This window comes from Clostridium neuense, assembly GCF_045310695.1.
GTDB classification, from domain to species: domain Bacteria; phylum Bacillota; class Clostridia; order Clostridiales; family Clostridiaceae; genus Clostridium_S; species Clostridium_S neuense.
Map to the genome: position 1 here is coordinate 13,669 of NZ_JBJIAA010000010.1, position 21,071 is coordinate 34,739.

Consider the following 21,071-nt stretch of genomic DNA (forward strand, 5'->3'; position numbering starts at 1 on the left):
TCTATTGACTTTTGAAAAATAGAGAATTATAATATGAATGTGAAATGAGTTTCATATTTTGGAGGTGGATATAAAATGAATAAAAAAACCAAATACATTGGATTTATTGGAATACTTATAGCAGCCTTTCTTGGAGTAATTGACAGTACAATTGTTAATATTGCGCTTCCTAGTATAACGGATTATTTTAAGGCGAATCTAAATGATACTAGCTGGATAAGCACTATTTATTCTTTAGCATTGGCAGTTTTTATGATCACAGCTTCAAAACTTGCAGATCAATTTGGAAGAAAAAAGTTGATGGCCATTGGTCTTTTGATTTTTGGAATTAGTTCAACCCTTTGTGCCATGTCTAATTCACTGTTATTTCTTATTGTTATGAGATTTATACAGGGTATTGGAGGAGCTATTATCACTCCAATAGTACTTCCAATGGGTATTGAAATCTTTGGAAAAGAAAAAATGCAGATAGTTGTCGGAGCATCAGGTGCTATAGTTGGACTGGCAGCTGCAAGTGGGCCACCGGTTGGAGGAATTTTAATAAAATATATAAATTGGCAGTCGGTTTTCTTTGTTAATGTACCACTCGCTATTATTGCATTAGTTTTAATATTAATTTTTGTAGATGAATCATATGATGATACGGTTTCAAAAAGCATAGATTGGCTTGGAATGATAATGATCACAATAAGTTTATTTTGTCTTACTTTTGCACTTCTTAAGGGAAAAGATTACGGATGGAGTTCAACTATTATACTATCTTTATTTATAACTTTTGTAGTAGCTTTAATTATATTTATTATAGCAGAACTTAAAGTTTCTGCACCTATGGTAGAACTTGACCTTTTTAAAGAACCAACTTTTACAGCTTCAAATATATGCTACTTAATAACAGGCTTTGGAATTATGTGTCCTCTTCTCATTTTTAATTATTATCTTCAAAATGTGATGGAATATGATACTCTCAAAGCTGCTTTTATTATGATGAGTGTCTCACTTACAACAATGTTTGCAACACCAATAGGGAGCATTTTAAGTAAAAAAATTGGCACGAGAGTTGTAAATTTTATTGGTATATTAATACTTGGAATTGCAACTTTTAAATTATCATATTTAAGCACAGATATGACGAGAGGCACAATGATATTTGATTTAATTATTTCTGGAATAGGACTTGGATTTTCTGTTCAAGCACTTTCATCTTCTGTAAAATATATTCCTAAAGAAAAAAGTGGAATGGGTTCTGGCATAATAAATGCAGCTAGGCAGATAGGAAGTTGTATTGGAATTGCAATGCTTGTAAGTATGCTAAATGGGAATGTATCTACTGCAAAGACTGATATTAAAAATAACATTACTTCATATATAGATAATAAAAAGGGAATAATTAAACCTGTAAGAACTGAACTTGTAAAAATAATAGATGATAAATTTAAAAATACAGATAATGATAAAAATACTATATCTCAAAGTTCAATTGAAAAATCAGTTGAAAAAATTATAAAAGATAATAAGAACTTATTTTCAAAAAATGCAACTTTTTATAATAATACAACCTTGAAAAAATTATATGATGGAACAAGTACGCTTAGGGATGGACAAAATAAAGTATATGATGGGCAAAATGCTTTAAATGACGGAATAGAAAAATTAGATAATGGATTAGGTACAATTTATAATGGAAGTAATTCTTTGAATTCCAGTTTAGGCACCTTTAATGATGGAGTTAGTAAATTAGCAGCGGGAAGTCAAAAGTTAGCAGATGGAAGTCAGGGAATAGCTACATTAGTTAATGGAATAAATGCATTAGATTCTGGATCACAAAAACTTATGGGACAATTTTCATCAAGTGGTGATATAAATAAGCCAAGTTTGTATGATGGAATTACAGCTGTTGATGCTGGGACACAGAAAGTTTCTGATGGGGTTGATAGTTATGCAGCTGCTGTAAATAATACATTATATATGATGATAAAAAGTAATCCAGCTGCAGCTAATTTGCTTGATGGATACAAAAATAGTTTTACTAAAGCAATGAAAGCTAAGGATGCTGAGCAAGTGAAAATGCTTTCAAACATGATAAGTATTTATACAGCTGCTATAGATTCTTCCAGCGAAGGTGAATTTGAAAATAAATTAAAAGGTTCTGAGAATGTTGTGTCTGCTGGTGGAGAACTTGAAAACGGAGCAAAAAATCTTCAAGGTGGAGTTTCTAAGGTTGCAGCACAATTTAACGATGGTGGAGCATTTAAAAATGGCATATCACAGCTTGCTGCGGGAACTCATACACTTTCAGGGGCTTCTCAAAAGCTTACACAACTTAAAGATGGAATAGAGACTATTAATACTTCAATTTTAAAGTTAAGTGATGGTTCAGAAAAATTATATGATGGTTCTTCAAAGTTAAAAGCTGGTATATATAATGCCAAAGGTGGAAATGATAAACTGATGGATGGATCTAATAAGCTTATGAGTGCTTCAGGTAAGATAAATGATGGAACTGAAACCTTAGTAACAAGCATAGGAATGGCTGGACAAAAAGGAGCAATTCAGAGTGTAATGGATAAAGTGAAGAGCGAAAAGAATGATAAATTATCAAATGCTTTTAGTAAAACCTTTTTTATTGCATCAATAATAGTAATGGTGTTTTCTGTATTTGGATTATTTACAGATAAAAAGGTGAAAATAGAAGATGAGGCTAGGGAATATAGTGAGAATAAATCCTTGGGTAATATGTAAAGATATATGCTTCTAACTGTTTTATTGTGCAGTTTCAATTGAATTTTTCTAGTATTAGTGATAAACTACTTTATGTATGCAAATATGAACATTTAGTATATTTAATCTTATTACGAAAATATAATATGACATCAATTTTGGATGGCATATGCATATATAGATGTGGGAGGAGGAAACTATTGAATTTGATGTTCAATAGAAATAAGTATGTTAGATTTAAAGAAGATAAGAAACAATCCTGAAGAGGTAAAAAAATCTCTTTTAAATAGAGGAGAGGACTTTGATGTTTCTGTAATTGATAAGGTTGTAGAGCTTGATGAAAAAAGAAGAAAAAATTTAGTTGAGGTTGAAAACTTAAAAAGCAAGAGAAACAAAGATTCTGGTGAAATACCAAAGTTAAAAAAAGCAGGTCAAAATACAGATGCATTAATGGCAGAGATGAAAAAGCTTTCTGATGATATTAAAAACATCGATGCTGAAGTTTCAAAGATAGATGAAGAAATAGAGTACATAATGCTTAGAATTCCTAATATACCTCATCCAAGCGTTCCAGAAGGTAAATCAGATGAAGATAATGTTGAAATAAGAAAATGGGGAGAACCTAGAAAATTTGATTTCGAATTTAAAGCTCACTGGGATGTTGGAACAGGTTTAGACATACTTGATTTTGAAAGAGCAGGAAAAGTAGCTGGCTCAAGATTTACTTTTTATAAGGGTCTTGGTGCAAGACTTGAAAGATCTGTAATAAACTTTTTCTTAGATACACATGTTGAAAAGCATGGATATAAAGAAGTACTTCCACCATACATGGTAAACAGAAACAGTATGACAGGAACTGGTCAGCTTCCAAAGTTCGAAGAAGATGCTTTCAAAGTAGAAAACAATGGATTTTTCTTAATCCCTACAGCAGAAGTTCCAGTTACAAATTTACACAGAGATGAAATGCTTAAGGCTGAAGATTTGCCTATAAAATATGCTGCATATAGTGCATGCTTTAGATCAGAAGCAGGTTCAGCAGGAAGAGATACTAGAGGACTTGTTCGTCAGCACCAGTTTAATAAGGTTGAACTTGTTAAATTTGCAAAACCAGAAGATTCATACGATGAACTTGAAAAATTAACTCACGATGCTGAAGAAGTTCTTCAAATGCTAGGCCTTCCATATAGAGTTGTTAGAATATGCAAAGGTGATTTAGGTTTTACAGCTGCATTAAAATATGATATAGAGGTTTGGATGCCAAGTTACAATAGATATGTTGAAATATCAAGTTGCAGTAACTTTGAAGATTTCCAGGCAAGACGTGCAAATATTAAATTTAAGAGAGATCCTAAAGCAAAACCAGAATTTGTTCATACATTAAATGGATCTGGAGTTGCTATTGGAAGAACTGTAGCTGCTATACTTGAAAACTATCAAAATGCAGATGGAAGTGTAACTGTTCCAGAAGTTTTAAAGCAGTACATGGGAAGAGATATAATTAAATAGGATATAGTATAAAAGCTGCTGCATTTATTGCAGCAGCTTTATGTCTCATTAATTTCTAAAGAATGATTTTTGTCAGTAAATTTTATGTTGAAAAAAATTATAAAAATATGTTGACAACATTTTCAGTGAATGATATAATGTAATCTGTCGTGGTCGTGGAAAGATGGTCGAGTTGGTTTAAGGCACCGGTCTTGAAAACCGGCGTGCGGGTGACCGCACCTAGGGTTCGAATCCCTATCTTTCCGCCATTATTTTATATAAAAAATTATAAAGTAAAGCACATGGAGAAGTACTCAAGTGGTTGAAGAGGTGCCCTTGCTAAGGGTATAGATCGGGTGACCGGTGCGAGGGTTCGAAACCCTCCTTCTCCGCCATAAAGGAACATATTTATTATGTTCCTTTATTTTTTTACATATAAATATTATTTAATATGAAAATGTGTTGACTTTTTCTAAAATTATTGATATAATTTTTATTGTTGTTTGTGTGGAAAGATGGTCGAGTTGGTTTAAGGCACCGGTCTTGAAAACCGGCGTGCGGGTGACCGCACCTAGGGTTCGAATCCCTATCTTTCCGCCATTATTTTATATAAAAAGTTATAAAGTAAAGCACATGGAGAAGTACTCAAGTGGTTGAAGAGGTGCCCTTGCTAAGGGTATAGATCGGGTGACCGGTGCGAGGGTTCGAAACCCTCCTTCTCCGCCATAAAAGAACATATTTATTATGTTCTTTTATTTTTATAGAATATTTGATTTTTATGTGTTATTGTGGTAATATGTTTATGGTAAATTTAATAGCTATGCGATAGTACCTCAACTGGATAGAGGACTCGGCTACGAACCGAGGCGCTGCGGGTTCAAGTCCTGCCTGTCGCACCAAAAAAAGTCCATGTGTCCGTATTTAAACTGACATATGGACTTTTTTATTTCGTGATAGAATTGCTACAAAGATTATTTATATAACTTGTGCAGAGAGGTGTGACATGAAGTACAATAAAGATCTAATTGAAAAATTAATATATTTGATAAATATTGTTTTGGTTTGCGTTTGTGCAAACTGCTTTTATCTTGCGAAGCGATTCCCGGCACTGATTCCTGTTTTTGCTGTTGGACTTATCTTCTCTAATTTTCTACCAATGTACTCGGCAAATAATTTTCCAAACAAGCAGATGAAAATTTGTAATCACGGTACAAAATGCCTGAAAGTATTTTCACTGTCTGTGATGATATCGATTGTTTATCATATTGTCATCATATTTTACCTTTTTCCTATACAATGGTTACAATGGATTTTGAGTGCAGTAATTTGCATTTGTGTGGAGTCAATTATTTTTTGGAATGGAATCATTAGCGTTTATTCTACATCGTTGCAGCTCGGTATTAAGCTGCGGGTACTCGGTATCATTTTCGGAATGATTCCGGTGGCGCATCTCCTTATGCTGGGTAAAATCATACATATAACTTCGGAAGAAGTACGCTTTGAGACAGAGAAATACAAGATTAATATGACACGACATGATGAGCAGCGCTGCGACACAAAATACCCCATTTTGCTTGTTCACGGAGTGTTTTTCAGGGATTTTAAATATTTCAACTATTGGGGACGAATTCCGAAAGAGCTTATAGAAAATGGTGCACAGATATATTACGGTGAACATCAGTCGGCAGCATCTGTACAAGCAAGTGCTGCTGAACTTGCGGAGCGAATTAAAAAAATTATTCAGGAAACGGACTGTGAAAAGGTCAATATAATTGCACATTCAAAGGGTGGTATTGACTGCCGATATGCGATTAGCCATACAGATATTGCTCAGTATGTTGCGTCACTGACTACCATAAACACGCCGCACCGCGGTTGTAAATTCGCTGATTATCTTTTAAATAAAGTTCCAAAGTCAGCGCAACAGAAGCTTGCCAATACTTATAACACCGCCTTACGAAAATTTGGGGACAAAAATCCGGATTTTATTGCCGCTGTACGTGACCTGACATCGGAACGGTGCATGATACTGGATCAGATGATGCCTGTTCCTAAAGGAATTGTATGTAGTAGCATCGGTTCCAAACTAAATCATGCTACAAACGGAAAATTCCCACTTAACTTTTCATATTATCTAGTAAAGCATTTTGATGGTTCTAACGATGGACTTGTGGGAGAAGAGTCTTTTCGCTGGGGTGAAAATTATACATTTTTGACGGTTAAGGGTAAACGTGGTATTTCGCATGGAGATATGATTGATTTGAACCGAGAAAATATTCCAGGTTTTGATGTGCGCGAATTTTATGTAAAACTGGTTTGCAATCTGAAACGACAGGGATTGTGAGCATTTCGCGCAGTTGTAACCTGCATCTAAATTGAGTAAATAAATGACACAATAAAAATAAAGTATAGATAAATCGCTTCAACTATTGAAATTCATGTGCACCATAATGTCCAGAGGATGGCGTTTTGGTACAAATAAATTTCAAGTTTCAAGGTGGTTTATCTTTAGGAGTATTTGAATCTTGATATGATTCAAATCTTTTTTTGCCTAAAAAATGTTGACTCTAACACCATGTCATAGTGTAATATAAAAACAGAGATTAGCAAAACTCATACCGGTAGGAGTATTGAAGCTCTAAAATCAGAGTAGGAGGAAGAGTTATGAAAACAGTAAAACAAGTTTCAGATTTGACAGGAATAAGTGTGCGTATGCTGCATCACTACGATAAGATTGGATTATTAAAACCTACAAAATTAACAGAAGCTGGTTATAGGCTTTATGATGATGAAGCTCTTGAAACTTTGCAGCAGATTTTGTTTTTTAGAGAACTTGATTTACCACTAAAAGAAATTAAAGAAATCATAACTAGTCCTAGCTTTGATAAGATGAAGGCTCTAGAAAGTCATAAAAAGCTAATTATTTTAAAACGGAATAGATTGAATGGTTTAATAGAGCTTATAAATAAAACTTTAAAAGGAGCGAATGGGATGAGTTTTAAAGAATTTGATATGACTGAGTATTATAGGGTGCTAGAAGAATTTAAGACAGAACATGAGGACAAAGTAATCAAAATGTATGGAAGTGTAGACAGATTTAATGAACATATTGAAAAATTTAAGTCTAAGGAAACTGAAATCGCTAAGGAAGCTATAAAGCATTATGGAAGTATAAAAAAATTTACTGAAGCTTTAAAGAAAAATTTAAATAGTGATGCAATAACTAAATCGGAGCAAATTGATAAGTTTAAAAAAGATTGTTTTTATGAAAGACACCCTGAACTAAAAGAATTATATAAAAAGCTTACAGCTGATTTAAGTAAAGATCCTTTGTCAGATGAGATTCAGCAAATTGCTGGTGAAATAACTAATATAGCTAAAAGAGATTATGACGCTTTTAGAGATGAACTTGGGGATTATTATTGGCTTATTATGGTAAGGCTATATTTAAATCCTTTTCCTAAGGAGCTAGAAAAGTATGAAAAGGAAAATGGAGGAGTTGGCATGGCATGGATAGATGAAAGATATGGAGAGGGTGCAGCTAAGTTCATTGGAAAGGCTTTGAAAACTTATTTGGGTGATTATGAACCTAAAATAGAAAATCTATATAAAAAGCTTACAGCGGACTTAAGTAAAGAACCTACTTCAAAGGAAGTTCAACAAATTGTTTTTGAAATAGCAGATGAAACGCAAAGACAGAATGAAATCTTAAAAGTAGATGAGGGAGAAAATCATTTTGGATATATGGCAGATTGGTATTTAACAAAACCCACATTTATAGAATCAACAGATAAAAAATATGGTGAAGGTGCATCAAAATTTATTGGCGAAGCTTTTAAATTTTATTCTGAAAATAGTGAGAATATGTCTAAGTAATGATGATTTTCAACTACACGTTAATTATTTTAAAGACCTATTAATTTCAAGCAGCGATTTAATAGGTCTTCTTGGTATAAATATTATATAATAAAGGTAGCGATTACAAATAAAATAGCGGCTATTATGATTGAAGCTATGCTGTATGGTAAAATTGTCTTGACATGTTTCATAAGAGGAACTTCAGCGATTGTAGATGATAATATTGCGGTTTCACCTAGTGGTGAGGCATTATCTCCTAATGAACCACCTGAAAGCACAGCGCCAATAACTAAGGGTAGGCTTGAATTAGAAGTTACGGCTAGAGGAATAGCTATTGGCATTAGAAGTGCCCAAGTTCCCCATGCTGATCCCATAAAATATGAAGCAGCACATCCAATTAAAAATATTACCACAGGTATCAGCATTGCAGGTATTTGAGGACCTATATTATTTGTTATGAATTTTACAAATCCTAAATCCTCTATAATACTGGATAGCCCCCAGCTTAGAACTAATACAATTATTGGAGGCATCATTTCATTTCCGCCAGATAAAAAACTGCTTTCTATTTTTTTCATAGGTATCTTTTGAAAGAGGTAAAATATAGTTGTGATTACAATGGTTATTACTGCTGATATCAATATAGATTTCTCAAATTCAGCATTCATAATAGCACCTAAAAAGCCATGCCCTTTTCCTTTTCCGGTATACCAAAAGAAAAAGAAAGTTGCAGTTATTAGTAAAACTAAAGGTAAAATCAAATTAAGCGGACGCGGCGAAGCCTTTTCTCCAAATTCACTTTGTTCGTGAGCCTCATGGTTATGCTCATGTCCTTGGTATTCTTCATCATCTTTAATATTTGAAAGTCTATTAACCACACTGTCAAATTTTAAATTAAATATAATTATACCTATGCTTACGAATATCATTATAATGGCATAGAAGTTAAATGGAATACTTTTAAGATAAAGATTATAGGCCGATATTTTTAAACCAGCCTTATTAAGCGAGGAATTAATAACTCCAATAATATAACCTACATAGGTGGTTCCAAAGGGTATTAAAATAATCAATAGGCATGAGGTTACATTAAGAACAAACGCTAACTTTTCTTTGCTGCCTTTAACCTTATCTATCAATGCTTTTCCTATTGTACCAGCTGCTATGCCATGAAAACAGCAGTCTATAAAAGTGAATATGGTAACTAACCAAACAGCACCTAAAGCACCCTTTTCAGTTTTAACATATTTATTGGCAAGGTTTGCAAATCCACTTATCCCGCCTGATAGTGCCATGATTTCTCCAAAAGCACCAAATATGAATAAAAACATAATTATATATACACTTTCCTCACTGGCAATGGATTTAACAATGTGTTCAACAGCATATATGCAGCCATTAATAATGTTTCCACCAGCAAGTAATATTCCACCAGCTAATATTCCTACCACAAGTGCAGTTATAATTCTTTTTGTAGTCATAGCTAAAATAATAACTATTACAGGTATGCACAATGATATTAATCCTAGATTCATATCTTCACCGTCTTTCTTGTAGGGTTTTACTATAATTAGTATTTACGAAAGCACTATTATTACTCTTAACAGTTATAGATTAATTTTAAGATTGACTCTAATAAATTTTTAATAATTAAGGTTTAAAAATGGGAATAATAAAATTTTATCTATAAGGGTGCGTTATGTTATAATTATAAAAATGATACTTTTGGGAAATATACAAAGGTTAGGAGGATTTTATGATACTTTCAGGTAAAAAGATAAAAGAACAATTAGGAAAAGAAATAATAATAGAACCTTATAGTGAGAAGCAGCTTAATCCAAATAGCTATAATTTAAAATTGCACAATGAACTTCTTGTTTATGATGAAGAAGTTTTAGATATGAAAAAAGAAAATAAAGCAAGTAAAATTATAATTCCAGAGGATGGAATAGTTTTGCAGCCAAGAAAATTGTATCTGGGAAGAACCATGGAATATACAGAAACAGATAAATATGTACCTATGCTTGAAGGAAGGTCATCTGTTGGAAGACTAGGGCTTTTCATACATGTTACAGCAGGGTTTGGCGATGTTGGATTTAAGGGATATTGGACACTTGAAATTTTCTGTGTTCAGCCAATAAGAATTTATCCGGGAGTTGAGATTTGCCAGATTTACTATCATGATATAGACGGAGAATATGATAAATATTCAAGCGGTAAATACCAAAATAATAGTGGTATTCAAACAAGTTTACTTTATAAAGACTTTGGAAAATAGAAATGAGGGTGTAACAATGAATCAAGATTTATTAACAAAGTATGCAGAGTTAGTAGTTAAAATAGGAGTTAACATACAAAAGAATCAAACGCTTGTAGTAAACTCGCCTATTGAATGTGCAGACTTTGTAAGAGAGATAACAGAATCTGCATATAAGTGTGGAGCTAGAGATGTACAGGTAAGATGGAAGGACGATAAACTTTCAAGAATAAAATATCTTAATGCACCAGAAGAGATTTTTGAGGAGTTTCCTGAGTGGCAGAAGGAATTTTATATATCTTATGCTAGACAAGGGGCTGCATTTCTTAGTATAGCCGCATCAGATCCAGAGGCACTTAAGGGAGTAGATCCAAATAGAATGGTGAAGGCAGAAAAAGCTTCTGATGCTGCAATAAAAGAATATGTAGATAGAATGATGAGTGACAAAAATCCATGGTGTGTAGTGTCTATGCCTACAAAAAAATGGGCACAAAAGGTTTTTCCTAATGTTTCTGAAGAAGAAGCAGTAGAAAAATTAGGAGAAGCAATAGCAAAAACTATAAGGCTTAATGAAAAGGACCCTGTAGCTGCATGGATGAAACATAAGGATAATATGATTAGAAATGCAGAGTTTTTAAATAAGCATAATTTTAAATATCTTAAATATAAAAATTCACTTGGAACAGATTTGAAGATAGAATTGCCAGAAGGACATATGTGGCTTGCGGCTTCATCAAAAACTCCTGAAGGCATAGAATTTATACCTAATATGCCAACAGAAGAGGTATTTACTTTACCTAAGAAAACAGGTGTAAATGGAAAAGTTGTTAGCTCAAAGCCTTTAAATTATAATGGAAATTTAATTGAGAATTTTTCATTTACTTTTAAAGATGGTAGAGTTGTAGATTTTACTGCTGAAAAAGGTAATGAAGTTTTAAAAAGCATGATAGATACAGATGAAGGCTCACATTATTTAGGTGAAGTTGCTTTAGTTCCATATGATTCACCAATTTCAAATTCAAATATATTATTTTATAATACTTTATTTGACGAGAATGCATCCTGCCATTTAGCAATAGGAAAGGCTTATCCAACATGCATTAAAGGCGGCAGTGATATGTCTGAAAAAGAGCTTGAAGCTTTAGATGTAAATAATTCTATAACACATGTAGATTTCATGGTTGGAACAAGTGATTTAAGCATAATAGGAGTTACAGAAAACGGAGAAGAAGTAACTGTATTTAAAGATGGAAATTTTAGCATTTAAGCTAAGCTTTATAGGAGGGCTAATTAATAATTATTAGCCCTATATATTATATATTAAAATATTGAAACAAGAAGGTAGCATAAATTGAGTAGTATAATTAAATCACAAAAGTTTGATGAAGTATATGGAGAATACTACAGTGACGAGAAAGCAAAATCATTAGCTGTAATATTTCCTGGATTAAAATATGGGCATGATAAACCGCTTTTACACTATGCAAGAAAGGCAGCTCAAGAAAGTGAAAAGGATGTATTGTGCCTTAATTATGAAAAAAAGCTTGATTGGGATGACATAGGTAAGCCAATTATAGATACGGTAGCTGACGAATGTTTAAATATTTTAAAAGAGGTTATGAAAAAGGAATATAAAAGTGTTTATTTTCTTAGTAAGAGTATAGGAACAGAAGTTGCAGGAAACGTGGCTGGTAAATTTAATTATAGTAATACAAAGTTTTTGTATCTAACTCCAACACAATCAGCTGTAAAATATATTTGTAAATCAAAATGCTTTGCAATTGCTGGAACTAATGATAATATATTTAAGAACGAATACATAGAAAAAATTAAAAAAAGTGGCAATGTAAAATTAATGCTTGTAGAGGGTGGTAATCATTCCCTTGAACTTTCAAATAATTTGATTGGAAGCATTGATGTATTAAAAAATGTTGTTAAAGCTTATATTGATTTCTTTGAGGAGGATTAAAATGGAAAAGTATAAAGAAGAATTTATTGAGTTTATGGTGGAAAGTAATGTGCTTACTTTTGGAGACTTTGTTACAAAGAGCGGAAGGAAAACTCCATTTTTTATAAACACAGGAAACTATACAACAGGAAAACAGTTAAGTAAGCTCGGAGAATATTATGCAAAGGCTATTCATGACAACTTTGGAGATGATTTTGATATATTATTTGGACCAGCATATAAGGGTATTCCATTAAGCGTTACGGCGGCTATAGCACTTAACAATTTATATGGTGTTAATGCAGCTTACTGCTCAAACAGGAAAGAAATTAAAGATCATGGAGACAAAGGTATACTTTTAGGTTCAAAAATCAAAGATAATGATAGAATTGTAATTATTGAAGATGTTACTACGGCGGGAACATCAGTATATGAAACTATGCCACTTTTAAAGTCTCAGGCAGATGTAAGTGTAAAAGGTCTTATAATATCCGTTGATAGAATGGAAAGAGGAAAAGGAGAAAAATCTGCCCTTACAGAGCTTAAGGAAAAGTTTGGATTTAAGACATGCGCAATAGTTACTATGGCAGAGGTTGTAGAATATCTTTACAATAAAAAAGTAAATGGTAGTGTTTTAATTGATGATGAAATGAAGAAGAAGATAGATAACTACTACAAGGAATATGGGGTAGTAAATAAATAACAATTAGAAATATAAACATATGTGGTATTTATGGTGCAACCAATCTAACATATGTTTATATATTTACACAAGCTAGTTTTTTACTTTTATATAAAAACTATTCAGATAGTAGTTAGAGGACGACTTACATTAACAAATTTTAAAAATGTATTGACAAATATTAGATAAAATTGTATATTTATAGTGAATTATAAATAAATACTAAATGCATTGAATACTTTTAATGATGTTTATTAAAATAAACTTTAATGAGACGTTGAAAATGTTTACAAGATGCTTTATAATATAAATTGAAAATACAAATAATTGTACATTAGGGTGTTAAAATATGATTAAGAGAGAGTTAATGCAAAAGAATGGAATAATAGCTATGAAGTTAGCACAAGAATTTTTATCAAAAGAATGTGGAGATAGAATAGATACAGTATCCAACTATTCTGAAAAATTTGATATTGCAAGAGGCACTGTTCAAAATGCAATAAAATTTTTGCAAGATGAAAAGGCTATTTTTCTTGAAGCAAGAGGACATATGGGAACTTTTATAGTTAAAATTAATTATGAAAAACTTTTACAGGTTTCCGGAATAGGATCAATTGTTGGAGTAATGCCATTGCCTTATTCAAAATTATATGAAGGAATAGCAACTGGATTGTATAATACTATGGAGGAAAGCAAAATACCATTTAACTTAGCATACATGAGGGGATCAGCTAATAGAATAAAAGCATTATCAAAAGGAAGGTATGATTTTGCTCTGATTTCTAAACTTGCTGCTGAAAATTTAATGGAAACTGAAAATCTAGAAGTTATTATGGACTTTGGTGAATTTAGTTACGTTAGTGAGCATGCTATAATTTTTCATGATTTTTCAAGAAAAAGTATAGAAAATGGAATGAAAATAGGAATAGATAATAGCTCAATTGATCATAAAATTCTTACTCAAAAACAATGTAGTGGGAAAAGAGTTATTATGGTTGAATTGCCATATAATCAAATTATATCAAAAGTTATGAATGGAGAAATTGATGCAGCTATTTGGAATATAGATGAAATCATAGATAGAAAACTCAATCTTAAATATTATCCAATGAGTTCAAAGTATGATAATAAGGATACAAATGCAGTAGTAGTTGTTGAAAGCTCCAAGAGTGATATAAAAGCGATATTAAAAAGATATTTGAAAAAAAGCAAAATTTTAGATATACAAAAAAAGATTGTGAAGGGTGCAATAGTGCCAAGATACTGAGTATATAAATTTTTTTATTCCAATATACAAAATAATGTATATTGAAAATCGAAAGGAGGAAATAATAGATGAATTTGAAAGAAAGAATAAAAATACTAAAGGACGCAAATCAAATTGATAATAGCGTTGAAGTTAGCTTACTTAATATTATCAATATGTTTTGGGACAACTTTAATATTAAACTTACTGAAAAAAATGGTTCTATGCTTATAACTCATCTTGCAGTAGCATTGGAAAGAATTAAACAGGGAAAATGTAAAACAGGCATTGATGAAGATATATATAAGGAAATTCAGCAAAATGAGTTTTATGGTAAAAGTGTTAATGCTTTAAGTAAAATAGCTGATATATGCAATATTGATATACCATACAATGAACAGACTTTTATAATAATGCATTTATGTACATTATTTCAAAATAATTTATGGGAGAGTGATTAAAATGATTAGGATAGTAGTTGGAGGGCAAATAGACAAGGAAAGAATTTCGCATATCATAAAAGATTTGGGTGGAGATAAGGTAGAGGTAAAAGTAATGTCTGATATTGAAGCAGCTATGGCGATAAAGACAAATCAAGCAGACTATTATTTTGGAGCGTGCAACACAGGTGGAGGGGGTGCATTAGCAATTGCAATAGCAATTCTTGGATATAATAATTGTGTCACTATATCTATGCCTGGAAATATAAAAAGTAATAAAGAAATAGAAGATGAAATTGATAAGGGCAAAAAGGCATTTGGATTTACACCACAACATGCAGAGCAAGTAATACCTGTTGTTTTAAATAAGTTATTAAAATGAAAAGGGGGATTTATCTATGAAATACTTAATTGTAGCTTTAATTGGAGCGTTGGCATCAATTCTTGCAAATAAAGGTGTGGCAGTATTTAATGATGGATTAAGACCTATAATTCCAGAGTATCTTGAGAAGAGAATGGATAAGAAGGCATTAGCTGCTACAAGTTTTGCTTTAAGCTTTGGACTTGTAATTGGTTATGGAATTCCAGTATCAATTGCAGCATCTATTCTTTTAATACATAGCATTCTTTTAGGAACTGATATTATTGGGACATGGTCACCTGAGGGTAAAAAGGGAATGATAATTTCAGGAGTTATTGGTGCTGTATATGGTATTGGACTTGTAGTTGGACTCAAATTTATAGTTGATGCTTTTAAGTTGCTTCCGGTTAATTTTTTACCACAACTTGGAACTGTTGGAACACCAATTGTAGCAGCATTTGCAGTTTTTCCGGCATTAGTTGTTGGATATCAATACGGGGTTAAAAATGGAATAATTACACTTGTTATATCATTCATCGTAAGACAATTAGTGCAATATCATGGTACATTTAAAATTGATACAGCAAAAATATCATTAAACCCAGAAGGAATGGCACTTGTTACAGGAGTTATTATTATGATTGTATATTCAATGAGAGAAAAGCAAGATAAAGATGCTGTAACTATTGATATTACGTCAATATTCTCTGAAAGAGTAAAGAAAATAAAAAAGAATATTATTTATCTTGTTATAATTGGAGGTTTGGTAGCAGCAGGTACAAGCTTAACAGTAATTGCGGGAGATCCTATTTCTTTAAATTTGTTGGCCAAAAATAAAAATTTTGAGGCTGGAATTACTGCACTTGCAAGAGGAATTGGCTTTATACCTTTGGTTGCAACTACTGCTATTACAACAGGTGTATATTCACCTACAGGTATGACATTTGTATTTGTAGTAGGTATTTTACTTAAAGGCAATCCTATACTTGCGTTTTTAGCTGGTGCGGTTGTGATTTTTGTGGAAATTTATTTATTAGATTTTCTTGCAAAGTTCTTAGATAGATTCCCAGGCATGAAAAAGTGTGGTGATAATATAAGAACTGCAATGTCAAAGGTTATTGAAGTAGCGCTTCTAATAGGAGGAATGATGGCAGCTTACAGTATGGCTGGAAACCTTGGGTTCTTTATAGTTATTGGATTATATGTTTTAAATAAAACTTCTAAAAAGCCAATTGTCGATGCGGCAGTAGGACCTGTTGGAGCAATTTTTGTTGGTATATTAATAAATTTATTATACTTGTGTGGTCTATATTTACCAACAGTTTCCAAATAGAAGAAATGATTAAAACAATACGAAAGAAGATGAGAATAAGTGCAATTTAAAGATGGTAGAACTTATACACACGAACATGTAACTATTGATCTTTCAGGACCCAAACAAGATGAAGATTGTAAATTAGATGATTTTGATGAAACTGTAAAAGAGTTTAAGACACTTAAGAATCAGAATGTTTGCAATATTATAGATTTAACTAATAGGGGAATGGGAAGAAATGTTGATTATGTAATGAAGGTAAAAGAAGAAACAGGAATTAACATTGTTTGTTCCACTGGATATTATAAGGAGCCATTTTTACCTAAGGAAGTTTATGATCTATCTGAAAAAGAACTATCAAAAATTATGATTGATGAAATTGTAAATGGAATAGAAAAAAGCAAAGTAAAGGCTGAAGTTATTGGTGAAATTGGAACTGGAAAAGAAAATATAAAACCTGAAGAAGAAAAGGTATTTAAAGCAGCTTCAAGAGCACATATTGAAACTGGAAAGCCAATTGTTACACATACGACACTTGGAAGATTAGGTGATGAGCAAATTAAAATATTTAAAGCTTTTAATGTAAATTTGGATAAGGTAGTAATAAGTCATGTTGATTTAAGTGGAGATCTAAATTATATAGTAAGACTTATAGATGAGGGAGTTAATGTAGCATTTGATACCATAGGAAAAATAAAATATAAACCAGATGAAATGAGAGTTGATTTTATTAAAGAACTTTGTAGTATGGGATTTTCGAGCAAAATTGTTTTATCAATGGATATAACGAGAAAATCTCATCTTAAAAATAAAGGAGGGTGTGGGTATAGTTTTCTCATTCAGGATTTTTTACCTAAGCTAAAAAAGGCTGGTGTAAGTGAAAAAAATATAGAAAATATGACAGAAAAGAATGCAGTTAGAATATTTGGTTAGGAGTGATAGCATGAATACTTATCCACTAAAATCTATGACAGTAGATGAGGCAAAAAAGTTTCAATTTAAGTTAGTTGACATGGTAACTAGACACTTTAAAGGAAGTGAAGTTTTATCATTAGGAGATTTGGGTGTTGTTATGGGACTTAATAAACCGAGAACAACACTTAGAGTAGAGGAAACAATAGCGGATTTTTTTGGAGTTGAAAAGGCTGCTTTAGTACGTGGAGCCGGTACTGGAGCTTTAAGAAGCGGCATAATGAGTATATTTAAAAATGGAGATGCTATTTTAGTTCATAAAGCACCAATATATCCAACCACCAAGATTACCATTGAAAATATGGGACTTAAACCTGTAGAAGCTGATTTTAATAACTCTTATGATTTGTCAAATGCATTAAAAAATAATGATTTAAAGGGTGTTCTTATACAATATACAAGGCAAAAAATAGATGATAAGTATGATATGGAAGAATGCATTAAAACAATTAGAAAAGTTAGCCCAAGTATCCCCATTATTACTGATGATAATTATGCAGTAATGAAGGTAAAGGAAATAGGGGTTCAATTGGGAGCGGATGTATCTGCTTTTTCAACATTTAAGTTACTTGGACCTGAGGGTGTAGGCTGTGTTATTGGAAAGAGAAAATATATAGATTATATAATAAGTCAAAATTACTCAGGTGGAAGCCAAGTTCAAGGACATGAATCTATGGAAGTTTTGAGAGGAATGATATATGCACCTGTAATGCTTGCTATTCAAGCCGAGGTTAATAATGAGCTTGTTCATAGGCTCAATAGTGGAGAAGTAAAAGGAATAAAGAGCGCCTTCCTTGCTAATGCTCAATCTAAGGTACTACTTGTTGAGTTTAAAGATAATATAGCTAAAGAAGTTTTAAAGATTTCAGAAGAATTGGGAGGTGCCCCTAATCCTGTAGGAGCAGAATCAAAGTATGAATTTGTACCTATGATCTATAGGGTTTCTGGAACTTTTAGAGCAGCAGATCCAACCCTTGAGGAAAGAATGATAAGGATAAATCCAATGAGATGCGGTGCTGATACCATTATAAGGATACTTAAAGAAGCACTTGAAAGGATTGAAGAATAGGGGTGGGATTATGTTTCTTAAAGCGACGGTTAATAAAAATCCAAAATTGATAGAAACAGCTATGTTTTTGCATAGAAAGGGAATCATAGAGCCAGATACTTATGTATTAGATTTGGATTCAATACTTAACAATGGAAAGTTAATTATGCAAGAGGCAGATAAATATGGGATAAAAGCTTATTTTATGACTAAACAGTTTGGAAGAAATCCATATATAGCTAAGGAGCTTATGAAGCTTGGGTACGAAGGTGCCGTTACTGTTGATTTTAGAGAGGCAAAATTACTTGGCAATAGTGGAATAAAGCTTTCTCATGTAGGACATTTAGTGCAAATACCTGACAAATCCATTGAAGAAATTTTAAAATTGAGGCCAGATTATATAACTGTATATTCTATAGAAAAAGCAAAAAGCCTAAGTGAATTATCATTAAAATTAGGTATCAAGCAAAAAATTATGCTGAGAGTTATAGACAATAATGATGTGCTTTATCCAGCTCAATATGGAGGATTTTATGTTGATGAGCTTAGTGAAAGCGTAAATAAAATTTTAAACTTTAAGGGCATAGAAATTAAAGGTATAACATCGTTTCCTTGTTTTTTATATAATGAAAAAAGTGGAAGAATTGAGAAGACGCATAATGTTAAAACTGTACAAAAAGCTAAATATATTATTGAGAATATGGGCATAAAAATTCAAGAGATGAATATGCCATCTGCAAACTGTGTTGAGAGCATGAAACTTGTAGCGGAGAATGGTGGTACAAGTATTGAACCTGGTCATGGACTTACTGGAACTACACCAATGCATGGGAGTGGAAAGAATTGTGCAGAAACTCCAGCCATGGTGTATGTAAGTGAAATATCACACAATCTTGGTGAAAGTAGTTTCTGTTATGGAGGCGGACATTACAGAAGATCTCATATGAAGGAAGCCCTTGTGCTAGAAAATAATCACAGTAAATATTTCAAGGTAAAAAAACCTGATGATGAAAGTATAGATTATTATTTTGAACTTGAAGAAAATGCTGAAGTTGGAAGTACCGTAGTAATGGCATATAGAACGCAAATTTTTGTTACAAGAAGTAATGTTGCAGTAGTCAAGGGAATCTCAAAAGGTAAACCAGAATTAATTGGCATATATGATAGCCTTGGCAAAATTGTAGGGAGATGATACTTTTTGAAAAGGTTTATAGTTATAGTTCTGGATAGTTTTGGAATTGGATATATGGAGGATGCAGCGCTAGTTAGAAAGCAGGATGTCGGTGCTAACACTTTAAAGCACATTTTAAGAGAAGTGCCCAATTTAAAATTAAAAAATCTTGAGAAAATGGGAATAATGAATGCATTAGGTAAGGATTATAAAGAAATGAAAAAAAGTAAAGCAGCTACTTTTGGAAAGTCAGCATTAATGCATGATGGAGCAGATACTTTTCTTGGACACCAGGAAATAATGGGTACAAGGCCACAAAAGCCGCTTATGGAGCCATTCTCAAAATCTATTGAGAAGGTTAAAAGTGCACTTGAAAAAGAAGGATATAATGTTGAATATAAAATAAAAGATAACTTAAAGCTGCTTTTTGTAAATGGATGTGTCACAGTAGGAGATAATATAGAGGCTGATTTAGGTCAAGTATATAATATTACTGCTGCGCTGGATAATATTGATTATAGCGAAGTTCTTAAAATAGGAAAGATAGTTAGGAAAAGTGTAAAAGTTTCAAGAGTAATTACATTTGGTGGAAGAAGAACCTCACCTTCTAATATATTGGCAGCAATGGAGGCAAAGGAAGGAAAATATTTAGGCATAAATGCTCCAGAGTCAGGAGTTTACAACTGTGATTATCATTGTGTACATTTAGGGTATGGTATAGACGAAAATGTACAAGTACCTACTATACTGGGCAAGGCAGGGATACAGGTTTCTCTTTTCGGTAAAGTTGCGGACATTGTATCAAATGAATATGGTAAAAGTGTTGGTTGTGTTGATACGGAAGAAGTAATGAAACTTACATTAGAGGAGCTTAATAAAATGGAAGAAGGATTTATCTGTACAAATGTTCAAGAAACTGATTTAGCAGGACATGCGCAAGATGCAGAAAAATATGCAGAAAAGCTTAAGATTGCAGATAAATATATAGGTCTAATAATAGACAAAATGACAAAAGAAGACAGGCTTATTGTAATGGCAGACCATGGCAATGATCCTACTATTGGTCATAGCCATCATACAAGAGAGTATGTGCCGCTTCTCATATATGGTGAAAACTTAAAAGTTGGGTTTATAGGAAGCAGAAAAACGCTGTCTGATGTTGGAGCTACTGTTAGTGACTTCTTTCATGTAAAAAGCCCGGAAAATGGGCAATCTTTTTTAGAATTAATATAAAATGAGGTTGTTGGAAAAATTAGAACTGTGTAAACTTAATATATGAACTCCTTCTCGATGATATTATAATAACAATATATTAAAAAGGAGGAGTTTTTTATATTTCGAATGTGTCAAAGGATTTATCAAGAGAATACATAAGGGCACAGAAATTTGCTATATATAAACAAAATCAAAGATTTAAATTCACAATACCAAATTTATGATGTTAGTCATTTCAAACTTTCATGTTGTCTATCTATAAAAGCTAAATTTAAAGTAATAGTCTAATCACAAATATGTGCCATATAGTAACTGCAGCTTTTTTGTTACATATGTATAAAAATAATAGATAGAA

At 32.2% G+C, this 21,071-nt stretch carries 17 protein-coding genes and 5 tRNA genes; 21 read left to right on the forward strand and 1 reads right to left on the reverse strand.

The features are described 5' to 3' along the window. Positions 1–75: 75 nt before the first annotated feature. The 9 genes from ACJDT4_RS12730 (at position 76) to ACJDT4_RS12770 (ending at position 8,079) form a co-directional block, all read left to right on the forward strand. Positions 76–2,739, forward strand: coding sequence for an MFS transporter (locus ACJDT4_RS12730; protein WP_406787957.1), 2,664 nt, complete (start codon positions 76–78; stop codon positions 2,737–2,739). Between the two features lie 207 nt (positions 2,740–2,946). Continuing rightward, complete coding sequence (serS, locus tag ACJDT4_RS12735; RefSeq protein WP_406787958.1) at positions 2,947–4,224, forward strand: serine--tRNA ligase; 1,278 nt, start codon at positions 2,947–2,949, stop codon at positions 4,222–4,224. A 157-nt stretch (positions 4,225–4,381) separates the two neighbouring features. Beyond that, positions 4,382–4,472, forward strand: a tRNA-Ser gene (locus ACJDT4_RS12740). Positions 4,473–4,507: 35 nt separating this feature from the next. Continuing rightward, positions 4,508–4,598, forward strand: a tRNA-Ser gene (locus ACJDT4_RS12745). Positions 4,599–4,712: 114 nt separating this feature from the next. Further along, positions 4,713–4,803: transfer RNA gene (locus ACJDT4_RS12750), tRNA-Ser, on the forward strand. A gap of 35 nt (positions 4,804–4,838) precedes the next feature. Beyond that, positions 4,839–4,929 (forward strand) — tRNA-Ser (locus ACJDT4_RS12755). Between the two features lie 96 nt (positions 4,930–5,025). Then, positions 5,026–5,102 (forward strand) — tRNA-Arg (locus ACJDT4_RS12760). A 104-nt stretch (positions 5,103–5,206) separates the two neighbouring features. Then, a complete protein-coding gene (locus ACJDT4_RS12765) occupies positions 5,207–6,547 on the forward strand; it encodes an esterase/lipase family protein (protein WP_406787959.1) in 1,341 nt (446 codons plus the stop codon). Positions 6,548–6,867: 320 nt separating this feature from the next. Next, positions 6,868–8,079 carry a MerR family transcriptional regulator gene (locus tag ACJDT4_RS12770; RefSeq protein WP_406787960.1) on the forward strand — a complete coding sequence of 404 codons (1,212 nt, stop codon included), beginning with the start codon at positions 6,868–6,870 and terminating at the stop codon, positions 8,077–8,079. 83 nt (positions 8,080–8,162) lie between these two features. Here ACJDT4_RS12770 and ACJDT4_RS12775 read toward each other — a convergent pair whose 3' ends face one another. Next, positions 8,163–9,596 carry a Na+/H+ antiporter NhaC family protein gene (locus ACJDT4_RS12775; protein ID WP_406787961.1) on the reverse strand — a complete coding sequence of 478 codons (1,434 nt, stop codon included), beginning with the start codon at positions 9,594–9,596 and terminating at the stop codon, positions 8,163–8,165. A 221-nt stretch (positions 9,597–9,817) separates the two neighbouring features. On the opposite strand from ACJDT4_RS12775, the gene dcd reads away from it, so the two are divergent. The 12 genes from dcd (at position 9,818) to ACJDT4_RS12835 (ending at position 20,734) form a co-directional block, all read left to right on the forward strand. Further along, entirely contained in the window at positions 9,818–10,339 is a 522-nt protein-coding gene (gene dcd, locus ACJDT4_RS12780) for a dCTP deaminase (protein ID WP_406787962.1), read from the forward strand. Between the two features lie 16 nt (positions 10,340–10,355). Then, positions 10,356–11,585, forward strand: a complete 1,230-nt coding sequence (locus ACJDT4_RS12785) for an aminopeptidase (RefSeq protein ID WP_406787963.1) — start codon at positions 10,356–10,358, stop codon at positions 11,583–11,585. An 84-nt stretch (positions 11,586–11,669) separates the two neighbouring features. After that, positions 11,670–12,287 (forward strand): alpha/beta hydrolase, encoded by a 618-nt coding sequence (locus ACJDT4_RS12790; protein ID WP_406787964.1) that lies wholly within the window; start codon positions 11,670–11,672, stop codon positions 12,285–12,287. A gap of 1 nt (position 12,288) precedes the next feature. After that, positions 12,289–12,969, forward strand: a complete 681-nt coding sequence (gene pyrE, locus ACJDT4_RS12795) for an orotate phosphoribosyltransferase (protein ID WP_406787965.1) — start codon at positions 12,289–12,291, stop codon at positions 12,967–12,969. Between the two features lie 328 nt (positions 12,970–13,297). After that, complete coding sequence (yhfZ, locus tag ACJDT4_RS12800) at positions 13,298–14,215, forward strand: GntR family transcriptional regulator YhfZ (RefSeq protein ID WP_406787966.1); 918 nt, start codon at positions 13,298–13,300, stop codon at positions 14,213–14,215. Positions 14,216–14,283: 68 nt separating this feature from the next. Continuing rightward, a complete protein-coding gene (locus tag ACJDT4_RS12805; protein ID WP_406787967.1) occupies positions 14,284–14,655 on the forward strand; it encodes a PRD domain-containing protein in 372 nt (123 codons plus the stop codon). Between the two features lies 1 nt (position 14,656). After that, a complete protein-coding gene (locus ACJDT4_RS12810) occupies positions 14,657–15,016 on the forward strand; it encodes a DUF2620 domain-containing protein (RefSeq protein WP_406787968.1) in 360 nt (119 codons plus the stop codon). A 16-nt stretch (positions 15,017–15,032) separates the two neighbouring features. Beyond that, positions 15,033–16,328, forward strand: coding sequence for a YhfT family protein (locus ACJDT4_RS12815; RefSeq protein WP_406787969.1), 1,296 nt, complete (start codon positions 15,033–15,035; stop codon positions 16,326–16,328). 39 nt (positions 16,329–16,367) lie between these two features. Continuing rightward, complete coding sequence (locus ACJDT4_RS12820) at positions 16,368–17,243, forward strand: phosphotriesterase family protein (RefSeq protein ID WP_406787970.1); 876 nt, start codon at positions 16,368–16,370, stop codon at positions 17,241–17,243. Positions 17,244–17,253: 10 nt separating this feature from the next. Beyond that, the gene (locus ACJDT4_RS12825; protein ID WP_406787971.1) at positions 17,254–18,351 is read left to right on the forward strand and encodes an aminotransferase class V-fold PLP-dependent enzyme; all 1,098 of its coding nucleotides are present in this window, start codon (positions 17,254–17,256) and stop codon (positions 18,349–18,351) included. Positions 18,352–18,361: 10 nt separating this feature from the next. Beyond that, a complete protein-coding gene (locus ACJDT4_RS12830) occupies positions 18,362–19,522 on the forward strand; it encodes a YhfX family PLP-dependent enzyme (RefSeq protein ID WP_406787972.1) in 1,161 nt (386 codons plus the stop codon). A gap of 6 nt (positions 19,523–19,528) precedes the next feature. Next, positions 19,529–20,734: a phosphopentomutase gene (locus tag ACJDT4_RS12835; protein WP_406787973.1), complete on the forward strand. Its 1,206-nt coding sequence runs from the start codon at positions 19,529–19,531 to the stop codon at positions 20,732–20,734. Positions 20,735–21,071: the final 337 nt, after the last annotated feature.